The following is a 21,165-nucleotide window of genomic DNA, read 5'->3' on the forward strand; positions in this document are numbered from 1 at the left end:
CTATTTTCCTCTACTGGCGCTGCGCCCGATCAATGTCCCGATCGGAAGCCATGCGCAGGCTTCAGTCTGTGAGGTGACTGTGAACAGCCGTTCGAGGAACAGCCAGGCCGATTCATCATGTACGAGATGGTGGGTAAGCAGGCCGACCGGTTCGCCGCCGTCGATTGCACGCTGCAATTGCGCGATGATAGCCTGAACCAATAGGCCGTGATCGCGGCAGCCGCGCGTGCCATGCCAATCCATGATGTCGACATTGCTGTTGATGACCGCCAGTGGAGCCGGCTTCGGCGGCCCATAGACCGACAATGCCGCAAATCCTATCGATCCAAGGTCGGATACCAAGCCGGCGTCGATCCTGTTCCAGGGTGGCACCAGCATCGGAACGGCACGTGCGCCGTGCAGGCCGGTTATATGCGACAGCCCGCGAGCCAGGTCATCGAGCACCGCCTCGCGTGGCCGATGCGCGCCGAGCTCCTGCTTTTTCTGGTCCTCGGGCGCATGATTTCGGTGCGCCCAGCCGTGGATGGCGACCGCGGCATGCGGCGCCTCGTCAAGCCGGGCGACAAGCTTCTCATCAGTCAGGGCCGGAATGACGGCCAGAGTGACCGGAACCGCGAATTCACCGGTGAGGTCGAGCAGCCGATCGAGCGCAGGCGTCGGATCCACGGCGTCATCGTCACGCAGCCAGAACTCTGCCTTACGGTCCGCCCGTTGCCGGCACGCCAGTTCTTCCACCAAGGGCTGCCAGATCCGATCGGATGTCATGAGACCGGGATCTTCGCAAGAAGTTCGGCCAGACGCCCCGCTGCAACACCGAGGGAGCGTTCTTCGAGGATGAAACGTCTGGCTTCCGCGGCCATGATGGTTCTTTCGTCGTTACGGGCCAGAAGCCTTTCAATGGCAGAAGCGAACGCCGCCACATCGCCCGGCGGGGTGAGAAACCCGGTCTGGCCATCCCGCACGACCTCCGGCACGCCGGCGATGTCCTGAGCCACCACCGGAAGGCCGGCGGCCTGTGCTTCAAGATAGGCAACGCCATAGGCCTCGCCGTAACCCGGCCAGACGTAAATTCCCCCACTGTAGAGGACATCCGGCACGGCGGCCGGCTCAATCGCGCCAAGCCATACGATACGGTCGGCGGGCAAGCCGGCGAATTGCGCTTTGACCTCGTCACGGGCAGGCCCATCCCCGACGACCGACATGGTCCAGGGCAGGTGGCCGATCGGACCGAGCGCCTGCGCCAGCATGCGATAGCTTTCGACTTTGTCGCCCGGGCGCATCATGGCGACGGTAACGAGGCGCGTCGGACAACCCCGTGCCGGCATTTCCCCGAATACCGATGTGTCGATGAAGGGCGAAAGCATACCGAGAGCGGCGTCGGGAATCGCATCTGCCAGTCCCTGACGATCCCTTTGCGTGAAGCAGATGTTCAGCGCTGCCTGTTCGACGGCTCGCGCCACCAACGCCTGCGTGTCGGCCCACAAACCGGCGTTGCGCCGCCTCGAATAGGAGGCTTCCGCTGTCACACAGGGGATAGCAAAGGCCGACGCGAGCTCGGGTCCGATCAGGTCGGGCGCCTTGTAATAGGGGTGATAGCAGAACCAGAGATCGGGCTTGCCGTCACGATCCCAAAGCATTTTTAACCGCGCGGCTTCCTCTCGGGCTTCGATCTTGAGCGCATCGAAACTTTTCGGAACCGGTTCGCGTAGATAGAAGCGCAATTCGGATGCCAGTTCGACGCTATGCCCTGCATGCTCCAGCGCCTTGACCAGCGTCCGTGCCATCTGGCGGTCGCCGGAGGCAACGGGATGATTGGGCGACTTCAGCGGCGCGTAGAAGGCAATTCGCATCGTCGGACCCTATCATCGGAAAGCCTGCGCAAGTCAATTTCGAAGCATGATCGACTCACTTTCAAGCAGTGGAATGTGGTATCTGATGCTCATGGAAACAGCTGCAGCGTCCAATCCGTTTGTCGCTTCTTTGCCGGTCTTCGCAAGGTTCGAAAGCGTTGCCGATATCGATAACTATCGGCCCCTCCCGGATGGCTGGGCGCTGGCCACCGCCGACATCGTCGGCTCGACCAAGGCGATCGACGCTGGGCGCTATAAAACCGTCAATATGGCCGGCGCCAGCGTTATCTCGGCGCTGCTCAATGCGCTGGGTCGGCGGGATCTTCCCTTTGTCTTCGGCGGCGACGGCGCGCTCGTGGCGTTTCCCGGCTCGGCGCTGGAGATCACCCGCAACGCGCTGGCCGCTGTCCAGAGATGGGTGGCGGACGAACTGGACCTGACCTTGCGTGCCGCAATCGTGCCGATAGAGGATATAAGAGCGCAAGGCCTCGACGTTCGCGTGGCGAGGTTCCGGGCCTCCGAAGCGGTCTTCTATGCCATGTTCGCCGGCGGTGGCGGCAGTTGGGCGGAAGCCGAGATGAAAGCGGGGCGCTACCGCATCGATCCTGCGCCAGCCGGCACACGGCCGGATCTTACCGGCCTCTCCTGCCGCTGGAACCCGATCGACGCCCGGCATGGCGAAATCGTCTCGATCATAGCCATCCCGGGGCCGTCGCGCGACTTGCGCGGTTTTCAGTCTTTGGCTTCGGACATCATCGCCCTTGCCGGGGGGCAAGAACGCGATGGCCACCCGTTGCCGGTGAACGGTCCGGCCTACAGTTTTTCGCCCGCCGGCCTCGATATCGAGGCGCGGGCCATGGCGCCGGCAGGATGGCGGTGGCTGTCGAAGCTGTGGATATTGTTCCAGCTGACGCTTACGGCTGTGTCAGATAGATATGGCTGGACGATCGGCAGCTTCGATCCCAAGATCTACAAACGCGACGTGGCCAGCAATTCGGATTTCCGGAAGTTCGACGACGGCTTGAAGATGACTATCGACGTCGACGCGGATGTGTTGCAACGGATCGAGAACCGGCTGAAACAGGCGGAAGAGGCGGGCATCTGCAACTATGGCCTGCACCGCCAGAAATCGGCCTTGATGACATGCCTCGTCGCCTCGCCGCTGCAGCGCGATCACGTTCATTTCATCGATGGCGCCGCCGGCGGCTATGCGATGGCCGCCGCAAGCCTGAAGGCGAAGGTGCCGGTCTGACGGCAGCTTGCGGAAATCGATTTTCCGCAATATGCCTCGGGGTTCTTGGGGAACCAGGTGAGCCTCGCCATGGGCGCGGACGGCCTGTCCGAATTGACGGAAAGCAGATTTTTGGACGCCTCACGATCGCCATATGACCGTCTTCTGAACCTGATTTCGACGCGCACCGCGCAAGTCGGTGTGATCGGGCTGGGCTATGTCGGGTTGCCGCTGGCAGTTGCGATCGCACGCGCCGGCTTCCCGGTTTCCGGCTTCGACATCGAAGCCCAGAAGGTCGAGAGCCTGAACAACGGCCAATCCTACATTGAGGCGGTGACGTCGACAGCCCTTGCCGGCCAGGTGGCGAGCGGACGGTTCCGCGGCACTGCGGATTTTGCCGAACTGGCCGTCTGCGATGTCATCATCATCTGCGTTCCGACACCGCTGACGAAAAACCGTGAGCCGGACCTCTCCTTTGTCAGGAACACGGCAGGCACCGTCGCGAAGCATCTGCGTCTCGGCCAGCTGATCGTGCTGGAATCGACCACCTATCCCGGCACCACCGACGACGTGATCAAGCCGATACTGGAAGAGACCGGCTTGCAGTCGAAGATAGACTTCTTCCTCGGTTTCTCGCCCGAACGCGAGGATCCCGGCAACCGCAGCTTTGAAGTCGCGACGATCCCCAAGGTCGTGGCAGGCGACGGCATTGAAGCGGCGATACTCGTGCAGGCTTTCTACCAGGGCGTGGTCAAGACCGTCGTTCCGGTTTCCACCACGGCGACCGCCGAGGCGGTCAAGCTGACGGAAAACATCTTCCGCTCGGTCAACATAGCCCTGGTCAACGAGTTGAAGGTCGTGCTCGGTGCGATGGGCATCGATATCTGGGAGGTGATCGAGGCGGCAAAGAGCAAGCCCTTCGGCTACATGCCCTTTTATCCTGGCCCCGGACTTGGCGGGCACTGCGTTCCGATCGATCCCTTCTACCTGACGTGGAAGGCGCGCGAATACGAAATGCCGACCCGCTTCATCGAGCTGGCGGCAGAGATCAACACGGCCATGCCGCGTCATGTGGTCGATGAACTGGCGAAGGCGCTGGACCAGCGCTGCGGCAAGGCGCTCAGCCGCTCGCGCATTCTCATCATCGGGCTCGCCTACAAGAAGAATGTGCCCGACATCCGCGAAAGCCCCTCGTTGCGGCTCATTGAACTCATCGAGGAATGGGGCGGCAAGGCGGAATTTCACGATCCGCATGTTACCGAGATCCCGACCACACGGGAGCATATGACGATCAAGGGGCGGCGCTCGGTCGAATTGACCGAGGCGGCATTGAAGGATTTCGATGCTGTCGTCATTGCAACCGACCACGACGCGATCGACTATCAGGCGATCGCTGATCACGCTCTTCTGATCGTCGACACACGCAATGTTTTTGGCCGCCTCGGGTTAGCCCGAGAGACTGTGGTGAAGGCCTGACGGCGTTTGGGCCGGCGAGTTTTTTTGCCTGATGTCAGGATCGTGATTGCACTCCGCCGGCAGCCTCGCCACATAATGCCCCTTCGCCGGCTTTTGCCCGAAGCCGGCTTCATTGACTTCGAGGGTCTTATCTCTGGGGTCGTTAGCGGACCGTGTTATGGCGGATCAAAGGAGAATGGCTCGTCTTCGACGGGTCTCAAGATAGCATGAGCACAGCGCAAGCAGAAATTTCCACCATTCTCATGGACAAGGTTGCCGATTGGCTGACCCAATCGGCGCTGGCGGGCGACGCCTTGGAAACATTGGTAAAGGGCTTTTGTGAACGGCTGGCTGCTGCCGGCCTGCCGCTGAAGCGGGTGCATTTGAGCTTTTCGATGCTTCATCCGCTTTATGACGCGCTTGGCTTCACCTGGCTTCGCGGCCAAGGCATGGAAGTGGAAGGCTTCCGCAAAGAGGACGGCGTTCATTCTGACAGATTCCTGACCAGCCCATACTACCATCTGCTCAGCAACAAGCTCGACCATCTGCGGCGCCGGCTCGACCCGTCGATGCCGTCGGAATTTCCTGTTTTCGATGATCTCAGGCTTATGGGCGTGACCGATTACATGGCTTTCGTCCATCCCTTCAACGGCAATACCAGTCAGGGCATGATGGGATCCTGGTCCACCGACAGCGCTGCAGGCTTCAGCGACAACATGATTTCAGCGCTGCTGCGCATCCAGAACCATCTCGCTATCGCAACGAAGATGGCGGTGCTCACCAAGCTGGCCGACAACATGATGACCACTTATCTCGGCGGCGACGCCGGCAGGCGTGTGCTGGACGGCCAGATCAAGCGCGGCGAGGGCGACACAATCCGGGCCGCACTGGTCATGGCCGATATGCGCGGGTCGACAAGGCTTGCCGAAACTTCCGGCCGCGAAATCTACATCGATACGCTGAACCAGTTTTTCGATGCCATTGCTGCACCTTTCAATCGCAGAGGCGGGCAGATCATGAGTTTCCTGGGGGATGGCTTCATTGCCGTCTACCCTTGCGAAAGGCACCGCTCGCAGTCCGAGATCGCCTGCCAGGCTGCTCTTGCGGCAGCGCACAAGGCCACGGCGCGCATGATGGAGCTCAATCTGCGCAGAAAGGAGCAGGGATTGGGCGACATAAAATTTGGCATTGGCCTGCATGTTGGCAATGTGATGTTCGGCAATGTCGGGCTTACCGACCGGCTCACATTCTCTGTCTTCGGCTCGGCTGTAAACGAGGTTCAGCGCCTACAGACCCTGACCAAGAAATATCCGCACAGCGTTCTCGCCAGCAAAGACTTCGCCAGCTATTGCGGCGCCAACAGCTGGCTGACGCTCGGCAACGAGGAACTGGCGGGCATCAAGCAGAAGCTGACGGTGCTTTCACCCGATCTGTCGGGTGCTCTCGCACTCGATGAAGACGGTGCGCTGGAGCCGATCCACGACCGAATTTCCGACGCCGAGCAGGTCATGCTGCTTCATCGCGATGCCGCGCGGCTGTCGGCGGCCGACCCGAGGAAGCTCCAGTAACCGCCACGATCTGATCCGAACGCCTTTGGTGCGCAGTCCGGTCGCCGGTTCCGCCAGGGAACTGGCGACCGATTTCGAATCCAAGTTGCTCTGCGCTGCCAATGCGTTAGTCTCGCTTTCGGGGCCTGCCGCCCGGCGGGCTGCCAGAGTGGGGCTGGTGTGAGAATGAATTCGGGTGTTGATCTGCTGCGGATCGAGGATGTTGGCATCTCTTTTGCCATTATCGGCGGACCGTTGCATGCCGTCAGGCGTGCAAATCTTCGCGTCTTGCCCGGCAAGGTCACTGCGCTTGTGGGCGAGTCCGGTTCCGGAAAATCGGTTCTCAGCCAGGCAGTGATGGGCATTTTGCCGAACACAGCCCATGTTCGCGGCCGTATCCTGTTTTCCGATCCTGAAAAGCCCGGCACGACGCAGGATATCCTGCAGATGCCGCGTGACGGACCCGAAATCCGGGCGTTGAGAGGCAGCCGCATCGGCAAGATCTTTCAGGAGCCGATGACATCACTGTCGCCGCTGCACACGGTCGGCAATCAGGTCAGCGAATCCCTCCAGATTCATACGCCCATGGCGCGGGCGGAGCGCAAGGCGCGGGCCGAGCAAATGCTCGACCTTGTCGGCTTTCCCAACCCCAAGCGCGCCTATGACATGTATCCGTTTGAACTTTCGGGAGGATTGCGTCAACGCGCCATGATCGCCATGGCGCTTATCTGCCGGCCCGCCCTGTTGATCGCCGACGAGCCGACAACGGCGTTGGACGTCACCATCCAGGCGCAAATCCTGCAATTGCTGCGCGGGCTTCAGGCCAAGCTGAACATGGCGATGCTGCTGATCACGCACGACCTTGGCGTGGTCGCCAATGTCGCCGACGAGGTGGTGGTCATGTACCATGGCGAGATCATGGAAGCGGGACCTGTCGGAGCGATATTCCGCCGGCCAGGCCACCCTTACCTGAAGGGCCTGATGGCAGCCGTTCCGCATTTCGACCTGAAGCCTGGCGAAAGGCTAAAGGCGCTCCGCGAGGTGCCGGTGAATGTCGGGAACCTGCTCGGCAAGCAGACAGCGCCGGCATCGAAGGGGCCGGACGACATCCTGCTGTCGGTCAGGGATATGACAAAGACCTTCACCATCCGCAAGTCCGGATGGTTCGGCGGAGATCATCAAACCTCTGTTCGCGCCGTGGACGGCGTGAGCTTCGATATCAGACGGGGTGAGTGCCTGGGTCTTGTCGGCGAAAGCGGCTCCGGCAAAACCACCGTCAGCAAGGTCCTCATGCGGGCTGTCACACCAAACGGCGGCTCAGTGATCTTCAACGGCCGCGATGGTCCAATCGACGTCCTGGAAGCCGAGGGAGACGCCCTGCGCATGCTGCGCGCGAAAATCCAGATGGTCTTCCAGGACCCGGTTTCGTCGCTTTCACCTCGCATGACGGTGGAGAACATCTTGAGCGAGCCGCTGGAGATCCATCAACGTGGCAATGCCGCGTCCCGACTCGTCACGGTCAAGAGCCTGATGCAGGCAATCGGGCTCGATCCGCGCTTCATAAAGCGTTATCCGCACAGTTTCTCCGGCGGGCAGCGTCAGCGTATCGGCATCGCGCGCGCGTTGGCGCTGGGGCCTGAACTCCTGATCTGCGACGAGCCGGTTTCGGCACTCGATGTCTCCGTCCAGGCGCAGATCCTGAACCTTCTGAAGGACCTGCAGAAGGAACTGGGCCTGACCTACCTGTTCATATCCCACAACCTGGCGGTGGTGGACTACATGGCAGACCGCATCGCGGTGATGTGCGGCGGCCGTATCGTCGAGCTCGCGCCGCGCGAAATTCTGCTTAGGAAACCGGTCCACCCCTACACGCGCTCACTGCTCGCCGCAGTACCTTTCCCCGATCTCGACAGGCCGATGGACTTCACAACGCTGAAGCTCGACGGCGCTTCCGACACCAGCGCATGGGGACCGCAATTCCGCGACGAGAGCGACAAGGATATGCTGTCGCCGCTCGACCTTGGCGGCGGCCACCTCGTGCTGGCCCGCCGTACGGCCGATGTCAGCGAGTTACGCCATTGATCAGCCGGCGCACCGTCCTTGGACTTATGGCTTCGGCATTTCTGCCGGGCACGTCGCGCGCCGGCGATCTGGAGCCGGAATTTCTTCAGCCGCAGCTGAAGGCCAAGGCGCTGCCGGCACTCGCCGAACGCTTGCCCAAGAGCCCGCGCGCGTTGAACCTCGCCGCGATGGGCCGGCAGCCCGGCCAGTATGGCGGCACGCTGCGCACGATCATCGGCAGCCAAAAAGATATCCGGATGATGACGATCTACGGGTATGCTCGCCTGGTCGGCTATGACGAAAAGCTCAACTTGCAAGCCGACATTCTCGAAAGTTTCGACGTAGCGGATGATCGCGTCTTCACTTTCAAGATTCGGGAAGGCCATAAATGGTCTGACGGTAGCCTGCTGACGCCGGAGGATTTTCGCTATTGCTGGGAAGATGTCTGGCTGAACGATGAGCTTTCGCAAGGCGGGCTTGCCCCTGCCCTGCTGGCGAACGCCAAGCCGCCACGCTTCGAGATCGTCGATCCGTCGACGGTCCGCTATAGTTGGGATGCGCCCAATCCCGACTTCCTGCCCAAGCTTGCTGCTGCTTCGCCGCTACCGCTGGTTCTGCCGGCCACCTATCTCAAGCAGTTCCACAAGAAATACCAGGATCCATTTCGGCTCGCCGGCCTGATGAAGGAGAACCGGGCCAAGAAATGGACGCTCCTGCATATCCGCATGTCGCGGCAGTATCGCCCGGAGAACCCGGAACTGCCGACGCTCGATCCATGGCGGAACCGGACCAAGCCCCCGGCCGAGCAATTCGTCTTCGAGCGCAACCCGTTCTTTCATCGAATAGACGAGAATGGCCGGCAAATGCCCTATGTTGACCGGATTGTCATGAATGTCAGCTCGCCGGCGATCATTTCCGCCAAGACCGGTGCGGGCGAGAGCGACCTGCAAAGCATAGGAATTGACTTCACCGACTACTCCTTCCTGAAGGATGCGGAGAAGCGCTACCCGGTGAAGATGCATCTCTGGAAACGCACACAGGGTTCGCGGCTGGCGCTGCTGCCCAATCTGAATTGTGCCGACCAGGTGTGGCGTGGCCTTCTTCGTGACGTTCGCGTGCGCCGCGCCCTTTCGCTCGCTGTGGATAGGCGCGAGATCAATTTGGCCGTGTTCTACGGACTGGGACAGGAAAGTGCCGATACGGTCCTGCCGGAGAGCCCGCTCTACCGGCCGGAATTCGCGAAAGCCTGGGTCGCCCATGATCCCGACCAGGCCAATGCCCTGCTCGACGAGGTCGGGCTTCAGACGCGTGACGATGAAGGCATGCGGATACTTCCCGATGGACGCCCTGCGCAGATCATAGTGGAAACGGCCGGCGAAAGCACGCTGGAAACCGACGCGCTCGAACTCATCACCGATCACTGGCGCAAGATCGGGATCGCCCTGTTCATCCGGACTTCGCAGCGCGATATCTTCCGCAGCCGCGCGCTTGGCGGCCAGATCATGATGTCGATGTGGTCGGGCATCGACAATGGCGTGCCGACCGCCGACATGAACCCGTACCAGTTGGCCCCAACTATGGACGACCAGCTGCAATGGCCGCTCTGGGGTGCTCACTACTTGTCTCATGGCAAGGTCGGTGAGGCGCCCGATCTTCCGCCTGTGGTCGAGCTGATGGCTTTGCTCAAGCGCTGGAACGCATCGACCGAAGCCACGGAGCGCGCCGAAATCTGGAATTCAATGCTGTCGATCTACACCGATCAGGTGTTTTCGATCGGCACCGTGAACGGAACGCATCAGCCGGTTCTGGTGTCCTCGCGGCTGCGCAATCTGCCTGACAAGGCGCTCTACGGCTACGACCCGACCGCCTATTTCGGCGTCTACATGCCGGATACATTCTGGCTTGGAGAGTCCTGAGCGTGCTTCGATATTTTGTCTGGCGCATTGCCGTGATGGTTCCAACGCTGCTGGTCATATCGGCACTGGTATTCACGATCATCGAACTTCCCCCTGGCGACTATTTCGACAGCTATGTTGCCGAGCTTCGGGCTCAGGGCGAAGCGGTGGATTCCGATCGCATCGAGATGATGCGCAAGGACTATGGTTTCGACCAGCCACCGGTCATTCGCTACTTCTACTGGGTCGGCGGGATGCTGCGCGGCGATTTTGGCTATTCCTTCGAATATGAGCTGCCGGTCCGCGACGTCGTCGGGGACCGAATGTGGCTGACCGTGCTGGTTTCCTTCGTCACGATCATCTTTACCTGGCTCATCGCCTTTCCGATCGGCATGTACTCCGCCACGCATCAATACAGCTGGGGCGACTACGGCCTGACTCTCTTCGGCCTTCTCGGCCTTGCCATTCCGAACTTCATGCTGGCGCTGATCCTGATGTATTTCGCCAACATCTGGTTCGGCACATCCATCGGCCATCTCATGGACCAGCAATATCTCGGCGAGCCGATGAGCTGGGCCAAGGCGAAGTCGATCCTCGCCCATCTCTGGATTCCGGTCTTGATCATCGGCACCGGGGGCACGGCAAGCATGATCCGGCGGCTGCGCGCCAATCTCCTCGACGAGCTACACAAGCAATATGTCGTGACCGCGCGCGCCAAGGGACTTCATCCGTTCAAGGCGCTGGTCAAATATCCGCTGCGCATGGCGCTCAATTTCTTCATTTCCGACATCGGCTCTATCCTGCCGGCCATCATCTCCGGCGCCGAAATCACGGCGATCGTGCTGTCTTTGGAAACGACCGGGCCGATGCTGATCAAGGCGCTGCAAAGCCAGGACATGTATCTGGCAGGGTCGTTCCTCATGTTCCTCGCTTTCCTGACGGTCATCGGTGTCCTGATTTCCGACCTGGCGCTGGCGCTGCTTGATCCAAGAATTCGTTTGCAGGGCGGTAGCACCAAATGAGCACGCATTCGCCGCTGCCCGCTCCGGGTGCTCCGCTGCAACACTACGTTTCCACCGCGCCCTTTGACCTGGAGTCGGTCGAGGCGATGACGCCGGAGCAGTCGAAGGTCTTTCAGGCGTCGCAGTTGCGGCTGATGTGGTGGAAATTCCGGGAGCACCGGCTTGCCGTTATTTCAGGCATATTCCTGGCAGCGCTTTATTTCGGAATACTGATCTGCGAGTTCCTGGCCCCCTACAATCTGCACACGCGCAACATGGACTACATCTATTCGCCGCCGCAGCGGGTGCACCTGTTCCACAACGGCCAGTTCGTCGGGCCGTTCGTTTATGGCCGCCAGATGACGCTGGATATGGACACGCTCAAGCGGAACTACATCGAGAATCAAGATGATGTTCAGCGGATCCGTTTCTTCTGCAAGGGCGACAGTTATCGGTTCTGGGGCCTGATCGAAGGTGACAGGCATTTTGTCTGCCCTGCCGAAAACGGCCAGCTCTTTCTGGCCGGCACTGACAGGCTGGGGCGCGACGTGCTCTCGCGCATCATCTATGGCGCACGCATTTCACTGACAATCGGCCTCGTCGGCATCAGTTTCAGCTTCCTGCTCGGCATCGTCATCGGCGGACTGGCCGGCTATCACGGCGGTATCTTCGACCTGATCGTTCAACGGATAATCGAAGTTCTGCAGTCAATCCCCAGCATTCCGCTATGGCTGGCTCTGGCGGCGATCATGCCGATAACCTGGAGTCCGATCCTGATCTATTTCGGCATCACCGTCATCCTCGGGCTACTCGACTGGACCGGATTGGCGCGGGCCGTGCGTTCCAAGCTTCTAGCCTTGCGCGAGGAGGATTACGTTCTGGCTGCGCAATTGATGGGCGCCAGAAGCAGCCGCATCATCGGGCGGCATCTCATTCCCGGCTTCATGTCGCATCTGATCGCGACGGCGACGATCTCCATACCCGGCATGATCCTGGGCGAGACGGCGCTGAGCTTCCTCGGGCTCGGCCTGAGGGCGCCGATAACCAGCTGGGGCATCCTGCTCACCGAGGCGCGCAGCGTCAGCGTCATCGCGTTCTATCCATGGCTGCTTTTGCCGATGCTCCCCGTCATTCTCGTCATCCTGGCGTTCAACTTCCTCGGCGACGGCCTGCGGGACGCCGCAGATCCCTACAAGTGAGATCGCTATTCCGCCGCGCGCCGGGCCACCCGCTCCACCCGGTATGATCCTGTCGGCAGCCTGTTCGGTTATTGCAGGGTTCATCGTTCGCCTCTATACGTGCCGGGACGCGATCGGCAGTTAACATGTCGCCCTCGGGTTTCACCCGTGAACCGCTCTGGTCGCGGGCATTGCTGATCTCTTGAGCTGGTTTCAGGACACACACGCATATGACTCGCCTTGAGAATTTCATCAGCAGGATGACCGCACAGCGCGACATTCTCGATCAGGTTTGCCCCGAGGTGGCGAAGATGGAAGGGCCGGTGCTCGAACTCGGCCTCGGCAACGGCCGGACGTACCACCATCTGCGCGAGCGCCTGCCCGGACGCCGGATCGTGGTGTTCGACCGTGAACTTAGCGCACACGCCAGCTCAATTCCCAACGCTGAAGACTTCGTGCTCGGCGAAATACGCGAGACGGCGAAGAGGTTCATTGGCATCGACGCGGCTCTCGTTCATGCTGACATCGGCACCGGCTATGACGATCGCGACGCAGTGACCTCTACCTGGCTTCCCGATCTGATCGCGCGCCTGCTTCGCGTCGGCGGCTTCGCGGTCAGCGGCACGCCCCTCGAGCACCCGCTGTTGCAACGCCTCCAGCCGCCGCCTTCGGTGCCCGCCGATCGTTATTTTGTCTGCAGGCACGTGTGAGGGGCCGAGACGACCCAAACATTTGGCGGCCAAATCTTCAGGGGATCATATATACTGCTATCTCCCGCTCAATGCCGCGCAGCGAGACGTCGTGGGGCACGGGCGTCAGCGCGTTCCTGTGCAACAGATCGGCGGTGAGATTGTCGCCGACCACGGCACGAGTGGCGAAGATCGCCTGTGCATTGGCAAGGTTCTGGACCCGCGAAGCAATGTTGACCGTCTGGCCGAAATAGTCCTGTCGCTCGTTCATGGACACGGCGATGCAGGGGCCGGCATGGACTCCGATCTTGAGCAGCAGATCCTCGCGCCCGCTCTTGTCGTTGAGCTCACGCATGGCATCGCGCATCCTGAGGGCCGCAGCAATCGCACGATCAGGCGTCGCGAAGGTCGCCATCACCGCATCACCGATCGTCTTGACCACCGCGCCTGCCTCCGCCGCAACGATCTCGTGCAGAACCTGGAAATGCACGCGCACGAGATCGAAGGCCGAAAGATCGCCCACCCGCTCGTAAAGCTCGGTCGATCCGCGCAGGTCGGTGAACAGGAAGGTCAGGCTGGTGATTTTCAGGCGCTGGTCGATGTCGAGCGTATCCGTGCGATAGAGATCGCGGAACGTCTGGTTGGTGAGCAGGCGCTTGGCGGTCAGGAAGGGCCGGCGTTTACCCAGGAGACCATGCAATTCCTGGCCGGCGATGAAGACCGTCGGCAGCACGCGTGTGTCGGTCCTGTTCTCCAGCGAAATGCGCAACGGGCCGGGTTGCATCTCCAGCGTCTGGTTCTGGACATGGTCGCGGTCGAAGACCAAAGAGAGGCTTCGGCGCTCTTTTGTTGGTTCGCCCTTCACGTCGATGAACTGTGCTGAATGGGTGACCGGCTCGAAGACGATGACGAACTCAGACGGAAGCTGGATGGGCAGAACCGCCTTTTCACCGGGGGCAAGCTCGATGTCTTCCAGCGAGAACGCTTCTATCTTTTTCGCGAAATCCTCTTCCGGCAGATCGACGCCGGACGCCCAGTAGATCTGGCGGAAATATTCCACCAACGGCAGTTCGTGTGGATTGTGGGCGGCAATCCTGCGCACGCGAGGACTGACGGTGAATGTCACCTCGACCATCTCGTCGAGGGTCGGCGAATAGCCCTCGGAGCACAGCGCGCAGGTGTATTCGTCCTTCTGCAGGGTTTTTAGCGTGGCGTTGGTGTCGAGCACGCCGCCACAGCCGGGGCATAGAACATTCCAGGAAATGTCGAAGATGCCTACCCGTGCCGCATGGAGAAAGGCGCTTATGGCGCGTTCCTCGTCGAGGCCATACTTGCTGGCGAAGGCTAGCGCATTGATGCGGCAAAGTTCGCGGTCCTTGCCCTCCGCGATGGTTCGCCGGATCGCGTCGATTGCCTGCGGATCGACACCGGTCGATTGCCGCAGAAGCGAGAACAGATCCTGAGCTTCGTTCATCGTGCAGGCTCCGGAAAATGCGCCCCGGAGGCGTCTTTGGTCCCAGTGCTCCATCTTACTTCGAAACGCATCCTACGGCCAACCGAATAGATGGGCATGGTGACAGTTCAATTTCCATTCGGCGGATTTTCACCGGCCGCAAGCGGCACTATGATGGTCCACAGAGCATTCATCTTTGGGACATTCTCCCATGCCGACACCCAACAACCCGCCATTTCCTGCGGCCCTGCGCCTTTTTTCCGTGGCGGTCATCATCGTCCTGATCGTCGGCGCCGGCCTGTTTTTCGCGCCTGTGCTGGTCAAGCCGCGCTGGCCTTGGGCCGTCACGCCGTTCAATGCCCGCTTCCTCGGCGGCTTCTACACCGCCGAAATGGTCGTGATGGCGGCGCTGCTGGTCTGGAATCGCTGGTCGCCCGGCAGGCTCGTGCTGGTCATGGCCTTCATCTTCACCGCCATCGTGTCGGTGGCTTCGTTCATCAATCTCGGCTATTTCAACTTCGAGCGCAAAGCGCCCTGGCTCTGGTTTTTGGTCTATCTCGCTTCGGTCGCGGTATCCGGACTATTCCTGTGGCGGGCCAAGGCCCGTCCTTCTGCAAAAGGCGTGATCTTAAACCCTATATGGCGCGGCTACATGCCGGTGGAATCGGCGGTCCTTGGGCTCTATGGCGTCGGCCTGTTGCTGTTTCCGCTGACATTCGGCAGCATCTGGCCATGGCCGATCGATGCCTTCCACGCTCAGGTCTACAGCGCCATCTTCCTGGCCGGTGCGGGCGGTATATATCTCGTCTGGAGAAGCGCGCCGCGCGAGGAACTGCTGGTGCTCGGCCTGGCGCAGTTTCTCACTGGCCTGCTTGCCATCCTTGGCCTCGTCATCACCGACGCTGCGGTGCACCGGATCGACTGGACGGCGACCGGGACATTGTGCTGGCTCGCCCTTTTCGGCTGGATCGGCATCAGCGGCGTCTTCAAACTTTACGCCGCCTCTCGGTATTTTAGCTCGCAATCGGCATCATAGCTTGCAGTGACGGCTGGATTTTCAGGTGACGTCCGGTGCATCGTGGCGGGCCGATTGCCTTCGCCGGGAAAGCCATGACCAGCATGACCTCGCCATCCCCAAAGAAAATCCAGCCGCAGCTCCGGTCCGTCCGGCTGAGCGATGCGGAGGCGCTTTGCGCTATCTTCAACATGCCGGGCTTCCGCTGGGGCACGCTCAGGATGCCCTTCGAGATGGTGGAGCAGGTGGAGCGGCGCATCGCCAAGTCCGGCCAGGAAACCACCTGGATCGTAGCCGAGTTGGACGGCAAGGTCGTCGGCCATGGCAGCCTGGTCGTGCAGGGTTCGCCGCGCCGTTCGCATATCGGCGAGATCAATATCGGGCTTGACGATGCCTTTGTCGGCAAGGGTATCGGCTCTGCCATACTCGGCGCGCTGCTTGACGTGGCCGACAACTGGCGCGCGCTGAAGCGGGTCGAATTGACCGTCTATGCCGACAACGAACCGGCCATCCGTCTCTACACAAGACACGGCTTCAAGGTCGAAGGCCGGCATGTGAAGGCCGGTTTTACCGACGGCCAGTACCATGACCTCCTGAGCATGGCCCGGCTGCGGTTCTGAGATCCGCTGTTTGGCTGTTTAGCCGATCCAACAATTCGTGCCCGTCCGCGAACAGGCGATTGCTTATGGAGAACTCCGTTGGATATGGTCATTTTCCCCTCACACCATTTTGATCAAAGTTGACAGTCTGGGCCGGTCGGATCCAGCAAGTCTGGTCTCCCTTGGCGTTTGCACCGCAAGCGGCTAGACGGGACCAATGACCGCCATCTTTGACCCCTCCCCTACGCCTCCGGCGGATATTCTGGCAGTGCTGTCGCTGCTCTGCCCGGAAGTCGTGCGCGACATCGAGCAGAACTGGAATGCGCCGGTTTCCGATTACGCCCGCCATCTGTGGCGGCCGGTGGCAAGGCCTGCATCGGGCCCGGCGATCGCTGCCCGCTCGATCCTGCGCGAAGTCCTGCATCAGCGCCTTGGTGTGATCATGCAGCCTGAAGAGATCGGCAAGGTCCTCGACGAGTTCGAGTCCAGACCGGTGATTCAGTCCGGCCTGCACTGCCTGCTTCTGATGGACCGGATCACCTTCGATGCCCTCCTGCTTGCCTGGCTCGGCGCGGTCGAAAACGGGCTGTCGGCCTTCTTCAGCTTCATGGGAACGACGATGACCATGGAGACAATTGGCCGGGAGGGGCCGGGATGGCTCGATGTCGGTGACGACAAGGTCAACCTGTTTGGCATGGGGCGCCACAAACTGTGCCGCAAAAGCGCCTGCGTGGCCGGTCCCGTCACCCTCAACAAGCGCGCGCTCGAAGCGGTGGGCGACGAAACGGATGCCAGCCGCTGGCTGGGCACACTGCTTGCCAGCCAGGACAAGGTGTTTGGAACCGCCGCCGATGCGCTGACAGCCCTCAACGAGGATCTGGTCGCCGATTGGGATCGTTCCGGCATGGCCCAGCCGGTTTTCATCGATGATCGGCTCGCCGCGGCTGCCATGGCGCGGCATCTGGAATATGACGGCAGCCTTCTTTCCAGGCTGCTCCTTGAGCCCGCAAGGCGCCAGCGTCTCGAACGTGCCTTGCAAGCAGCCGCATCGAGCCCATTTGGCAGGTTCCTGCCCAATGCCACGGCCTATTTCTGGGGTATCCGCGAGGAGCGCGTGCGCAAGCTCGTCCTCGAGAACGGGCACCTGATCGAGCCTGGCAGGCCGCATGGTCTTTCCATCCCGTTCGAGCGGCCGCATCTCAGGCAGGCGCTGCTGGACGGCGTGCTGCTGCCGAACTTGTTCCTGATGTTCCTCGTCCTGGCCATATTGCCGCGCGTGCGGGTTGTGGGCGGCCTGAGACAGATTGGTTATGTAGCGCTTTTCCACTCGATCCTGCTGGCTGCGCTAGATGAAAACGCGCCGGAAGAGCGCGATCTGGCTGCGGAGCTGCAGGTTCGGGAAAATGCCTGGGGCATGCGGGTCATCGATGAAAAGATCTCGGTCCGCGAGCAGCTTGCCGGTCTGCCGGAAGGGGCGCTCTTCCCGGACCTGCTCCGGCAATACCGTTTGCGGACGTTTGCCGAGGCGACCGACGACCTGAAGCTGGTTCGCGAAAACGCCCGATGGCGCAAGATCGGCTAGGCAGAGATCAAGGTGAACTGAGCCTACTTCAGGTTGATTTTCTGGTGCGCAACCGCAAGCGACGGCGATCTATCGGTGAGCCTCTGGCGTCTGATCCGGCCGCTTCCTTGACGCTGATGCATTTCGGGATTTCGACGACGGTTTCCGCCTCGATCGGCAGCGCTATGCCACCGGACCCACACGGATCGCTCGATGCCCATTTGCGCTGCCGCTTGCTGGTCGACGGCTATCGGTTCATTCTTGTGAACCTTGGCCGTGAAGTGCGTAGCGAGATCACGCCGTCACGGCCCCTAGTGAGGTCTTGTTCGATGGAGTGCTCGGGCTGCGGTTTCGAGGTTGAGGGCGGTTACGCTTTCTGTCCGAGGTGTGGCAGGCGCCAGCCCGTGCCATGCGCCAGTTGCGGCTACCGCTGCGCACCTGATTTCGAGTTCTGTCCGAAATGTGGGGCAAGCGTCGGGGCGCCCGCAAAAGCCGTCGAACGGCCTGCTCCGACGCCAAGCCGGACCATTGTGCAGCCTTCTCGAACTCCGTCGCTGCTTCCGAACATCGAAAGCGAAGATGGGCTGTATCCCGTCTCTGACGCCGATCGCCGGACGGTAACGGTCCTGTTCGCCGACCTTTGCGGCTTCACGACACTCAGCGAGCAGCTCGACCCCGAGGTCATGCAAGCGCTGCAGAACGAACTGTTCAAGGAATTGACGGCGGCCGTGCGAAACTTTGGTGGTTTCGTCGACAAATTCATCGGCGATGCACTGCTCGCTTTGTTCGGTGCGCCAGTCGCGCATGAGGACGATCCGGAACGTGCGCTTCGCGCCGCTCTCGACATGATCGCCCGGACGGCGCGGCTCGGCGAAAGCACCCGCCACTCCGGCCCGCCTCTGTCACTCCATATCGGCATAAACACTGGTCCGGTCGTCACTGGCGGATTTGGCGTCGGCTCGGCCAAATCCTATTCGGTGACCGGCGACACAGTGAATACGGCGCAACGCCTGCAATCGCTGGCCGCACCGGGTGAGGTGCTGGTAGGCGAGCTCACTCACAGGCTGACCCGGCATGCCTTCTCTTACGAGTCGCTGGGTGATGTCGTGCTTCGCGGCAAGGCTGGCAGTGTGCTCGTCCATCGGCTGGATGCACCGCTTGCGGCGCCGCGTGCAGCACGTGGGCTCGAGGTGCTCGGCCTCAGTGCGCCGATGATAGGTCGTGGTGCCGAGCTCAATAGAATGCTGGCCAGCCTTGACCAGGCGTGCGGCGGCTCGGCCCAACTTGTCCGCCTCGTCGGAGAAGCCGGTATCGGGAAATCGCGGCTGGTGAAGGAGTTCGTCGCCCGCGTCGGCGACGAGGATCGTTTTCGCAACGTCGCCGTGCGGCTGGCCACGTGCTCACCGCTGGGCGAACAATCATTTGGCGCCTTGGGCGCAGTGGTGCGCAGCGCTGCCGGGATGATGCAGAACGACAATGGGGACGAAATGCGGGGGAAGCTCGCAGGCTTGCTTGCGAATCTCGGCCTGGAGGGCGAGGAGGCGAAGCGGCTGATGCCTTTGCTCTACCATGTGCTCGGCCTTGGCGACCCCGATGCCACCTTGCAGCATGTCGAGCCCGAGCAGCTGCGGCGGCAAATTCTCTACGCAGTCCGCACAATCATCGAACGGCGGCTTGCGTTGTCGCCGCTGTTGATTGTCGTCGAAGACCTGCACTGGGCCGACGCCGTGTCGCTCGAGGCACTACGTTTCGTGATGGACAGGTTGGAACGGACGCGCTTGATGTTGCTGGTCACGCATCGTCCGGCGCCGGACAACGACCAGCTCGGCTCAAGCCGGGTCAGTCACACAGCGCTCCGGCTTTCGCCGCTCAACAATGATGAAGGTCGCAGCCTGCTGGCGGCGCTTTTCGGCGAAAGCTGGGTAAACTCCGCAGGAGGGCTTCTCGACCAGATCCTCGAGCGCGCGGGTGGCAACCCCCTCTTTGTAGAGGAGATCGTCCGCGGCCTTATCGATCGCGGCGTACTGATGCGCGAGGGCCAGCGATGGCGGACTGCGGCAGGCGAAGTCGCAACCGGCATTCCCGCCACTATCCAGGCGATGTTGCTTGCTCGCGTCGACCGGCTGCCCCAAGAGGTGCGCCGGTTGGCCCAGGAAGCCGCGGTCATCGGCCCGCGCTTCGATGCCACAGTTCTGAAAGCCGTGACGTCCGATCCCGGCCGGCTGGAAGCCGGCTGCGAACTGCTTTGCGATGCGGAAATCATCGAGGAAGTTGCCGGATCAGGCTCGGTCTCGTCGCAAAGCTACCGCTTTACGCAAACATTGCTGCAGGATGTGATCTACCAGAACATGCTCCTGCAACGCCGGACCGACATCCACGGGCGGGTCGGTGCTGCCTTGGAGCAATTGTGCGGCGACAAGCCGGAACGGCTCGAGGATTTGACCGTGCTCGGTCATCATTTCGCACAGAGCGCCGAGCGGGAGAGAGGCGCGCATTACCTGCAGGCGGCGGGCGATCGCGCTCGCATGATATACGCCAACGACGACGCACTTCGTTTCTACGAGCGAGCACTGACTGCGTTGAGCGCGATCGGGCAAACACCGCTCAAACTGGAAATTGCAGAGCGCATTGCCGATTTGAGCGGCCCGATGGGCCGCCGCGAGATCGCGCACCGGCACTACGAAACGGTGTTGCAGGCATACCGCGAGTCAGCCAATCGTGTCGCGTCGGCGCGCGTTTTGCGAAAGATGGGTCGGCTGCTCTGGGACGTCGGCAAGCGGGACAACGCAGAATCCCGCTATGCTGAAGCGGCAGCGCTCCTCGATGGAGCGGATGCCCCGATCGAGCAGGCGCATCTCTGGCAAGAACGTGGCCGACAGGCGTTCCGTAGCGGAGATCACGCTCTCGCGGCAAAATGGGCAGACGCGGCGCTGGATTGCGTACGCTCTCTGACGACGGAGCATGTCTCCGAGGTAGGGTGTGATGCCACACTTGTGACCGCCGAGGCACTTAATACCAAGGCTGTCGCGCTGGCTCGCCTTGGGCGAAACCGTGAAGCCGTGCGTCAGGTTGAGCGTAGCATTGAATTGGCCGAAGCCGCCGGTCTGCTGGGCGCGGCCTGCCGCGGCTACACCAATCTGGGCGTGCTTTACACGACCATCGATCCGGCACAGGCGATGGAGGTCTGTCGGCGCGGTCTTGAAGTGGCGCGCCATATTGGTGATTTGGGTTTCCAGGCGCGCCTCCTCGCCAATCTGGCGGTCGCTTGTTGTACTTTCACGGATCGCTGTCCAACGGAGGGCGTGCCTGCTGCCGAGAAGGCCATCGAGATCGACCGGGCGCTCGACCAGCGCGAGCACCTGCCGGTGCCGTTGATCGTGCTTGGGCAGATCCACCAGTGCAACGGCCATCCGGAACTAGCGGTTGGCTTGTTCCACGAAGCACTGGACGTAGCCCGCGAAACGGGCGAACCCCAACTGCTGTTTCCGTGCTATGATGGTCTCGCAACGCTCAATCTCGACCTCGACAATCTGGCCGAGGCCGAACGCTACTTTTCCCTGGCGCAGGGTATATGCGCCCAGCACGGGCTCGACCCGGAAGCGCTTGTGGTGCTGCCTTTTCTCGATTAAC

Annotated in this window: 15 protein-coding genes; 12 read left to right on the top strand and 3 right to left on the bottom strand. The window is 61.3% G+C overall.

All coding sequences use genetic code 11. The annotated features are described in order from the left end of the window. Together BLT09_RS16430 and BLT09_RS16435 are read right to left on the bottom strand one after the other, a co-directional pair. Entirely contained in the window at positions 1-765 is a 765-nt protein-coding gene (locus tag BLT09_RS16430; protein WP_091594722.1) for a polysaccharide deacetylase family protein, read from the bottom strand. Further along, complete coding sequence (locus BLT09_RS16435; protein WP_091594724.1) at positions 762-1,850, bottom strand: glycosyltransferase family 4 protein; 1,089 nt, start codon at positions 1,848-1,850, stop codon at positions 762-764. Before BLT09_RS16435 ends, BLT09_RS16430 begins: the two co-directional genes overlap by 4 nt. A gap of 73 nt (positions 1,851-1,923) precedes the next feature. On the opposite strand from BLT09_RS16435, the gene BLT09_RS16440 reads away from it, so the two are divergent. The 8 genes from BLT09_RS16440 to BLT09_RS16475 all read left to right on the top strand — a co-directional run bounded on the left by BLT09_RS16440 (position 1,924) and on the right by BLT09_RS16475 (position 12,928). Next, positions 1,924-3,102 carry a DUF3095 domain-containing protein gene (locus BLT09_RS16440; RefSeq protein WP_091594726.1) on the top strand — a complete coding sequence of 393 codons (1,179 nt, stop codon included), beginning with the start codon at positions 1,924-1,926 and terminating at the stop codon, positions 3,100-3,102. 111 nt (positions 3,103-3,213) lie between these two features. Then, a complete protein-coding gene (locus tag BLT09_RS16445) occupies positions 3,214-4,557 on the top strand; it encodes a nucleotide sugar dehydrogenase (RefSeq protein ID WP_091594928.1) in 1,344 nt (447 codons plus the stop codon). 206 nt (positions 4,558-4,763) lie between these two features. Continuing rightward, a complete protein-coding gene (locus BLT09_RS16450) occupies positions 4,764-6,104 on the top strand; it encodes an adenylate/guanylate cyclase domain-containing protein (RefSeq protein ID WP_091594728.1) in 1,341 nt (446 codons plus the stop codon). A gap of 165 nt (positions 6,105-6,269) precedes the next feature. Further along, positions 6,270-8,165, top strand: a complete 1,896-nt coding sequence (locus tag BLT09_RS16455) for an ABC transporter ATP-binding protein (RefSeq protein WP_091594730.1) — start codon at positions 6,270-6,272, stop codon at positions 8,163-8,165. Then, positions 8,162-10,060, top strand: coding sequence for an ABC transporter substrate-binding protein (locus tag BLT09_RS16460; RefSeq protein ID WP_091594732.1), 1,899 nt, complete (start codon positions 8,162-8,164; stop codon positions 10,058-10,060). Before BLT09_RS16455 ends, BLT09_RS16460 begins: the two co-directional genes overlap by 4 nt. 2 nt (positions 10,061-10,062) lie before the next feature. Then, complete coding sequence (locus BLT09_RS16465; RefSeq protein WP_023797971.1) at positions 10,063-11,061, top strand: ABC transporter permease; 999 nt, start codon at positions 10,063-10,065, stop codon at positions 11,059-11,061. Next, entirely contained in the window at positions 11,058-12,239 is a 1,182-nt protein-coding gene (locus BLT09_RS16470) for an ABC transporter permease (protein ID WP_091594734.1), read from the top strand. The genes BLT09_RS16465 and BLT09_RS16470 overlap by 4 nt, the downstream gene beginning before the upstream one ends. Positions 12,240-12,448: 209 nt before the next feature. Continuing rightward, on the top strand, positions 12,449-12,928 hold the full coding sequence (locus BLT09_RS16475) for a class I SAM-dependent methyltransferase (RefSeq protein ID WP_091594736.1): 480 nt from the start codon (positions 12,449-12,451) through the stop codon (positions 12,926-12,928). 37 nt (positions 12,929-12,965) lie between these two features. On the opposite strand, the gene BLT09_RS16480 is transcribed toward BLT09_RS16475, so the two are convergent. Beyond that, a complete protein-coding gene (locus BLT09_RS16480; protein ID WP_091594738.1) occupies positions 12,966-14,381 on the bottom strand; it encodes an adenylate/guanylate cyclase domain-containing protein in 1,416 nt (471 codons plus the stop codon). Positions 14,382-14,571: 190 nt separating this feature from the next. Between BLT09_RS16480 and BLT09_RS16485 the strand changes: the two genes are divergently transcribed. From BLT09_RS16485 to BLT09_RS16500, 4 genes are all read left to right on the top strand, one after another. Beyond that, the gene (locus BLT09_RS16485; protein ID WP_091594741.1) at positions 14,572-15,396 is read left to right on the top strand and encodes a hypothetical protein; all 825 of its coding nucleotides are present in this window, start codon (positions 14,572-14,574) and stop codon (positions 15,394-15,396) included. A 74-nt stretch (positions 15,397-15,470) separates the two neighbouring features. Continuing rightward, positions 15,471-15,995: a GNAT family N-acetyltransferase gene (locus tag BLT09_RS16490; RefSeq protein WP_091594930.1), complete on the top strand. Its 525-nt coding sequence runs from the start codon at positions 15,471-15,473 to the stop codon at positions 15,993-15,995. Positions 15,996-16,191: 196 nt separating this feature from the next. Next, positions 16,192-17,556, top strand: a complete 1,365-nt coding sequence (locus BLT09_RS16495) for a hypothetical protein (RefSeq protein ID WP_091594743.1) — start codon at positions 16,192-16,194, stop codon at positions 17,554-17,556. A 308-nt stretch (positions 17,557-17,864) separates the two neighbouring features. Further along, the gene (locus BLT09_RS16500; protein WP_167366460.1) at positions 17,865-21,164 is read left to right on the top strand and encodes an ATP-binding protein; all 3,300 of its coding nucleotides are present in this window, start codon (positions 17,865-17,867) and stop codon (positions 21,162-21,164) included. The last annotated feature ends 1 nt before the right edge of the window (position 21,165 follow it).

The organism is Mesorhizobium muleiense (assembly GCF_900099905.1).
In the GTDB taxonomy this organism is placed as follows: domain Bacteria; phylum Pseudomonadota; class Alphaproteobacteria; order Rhizobiales; family Rhizobiaceae; genus Mesorhizobium; species Mesorhizobium muleiense.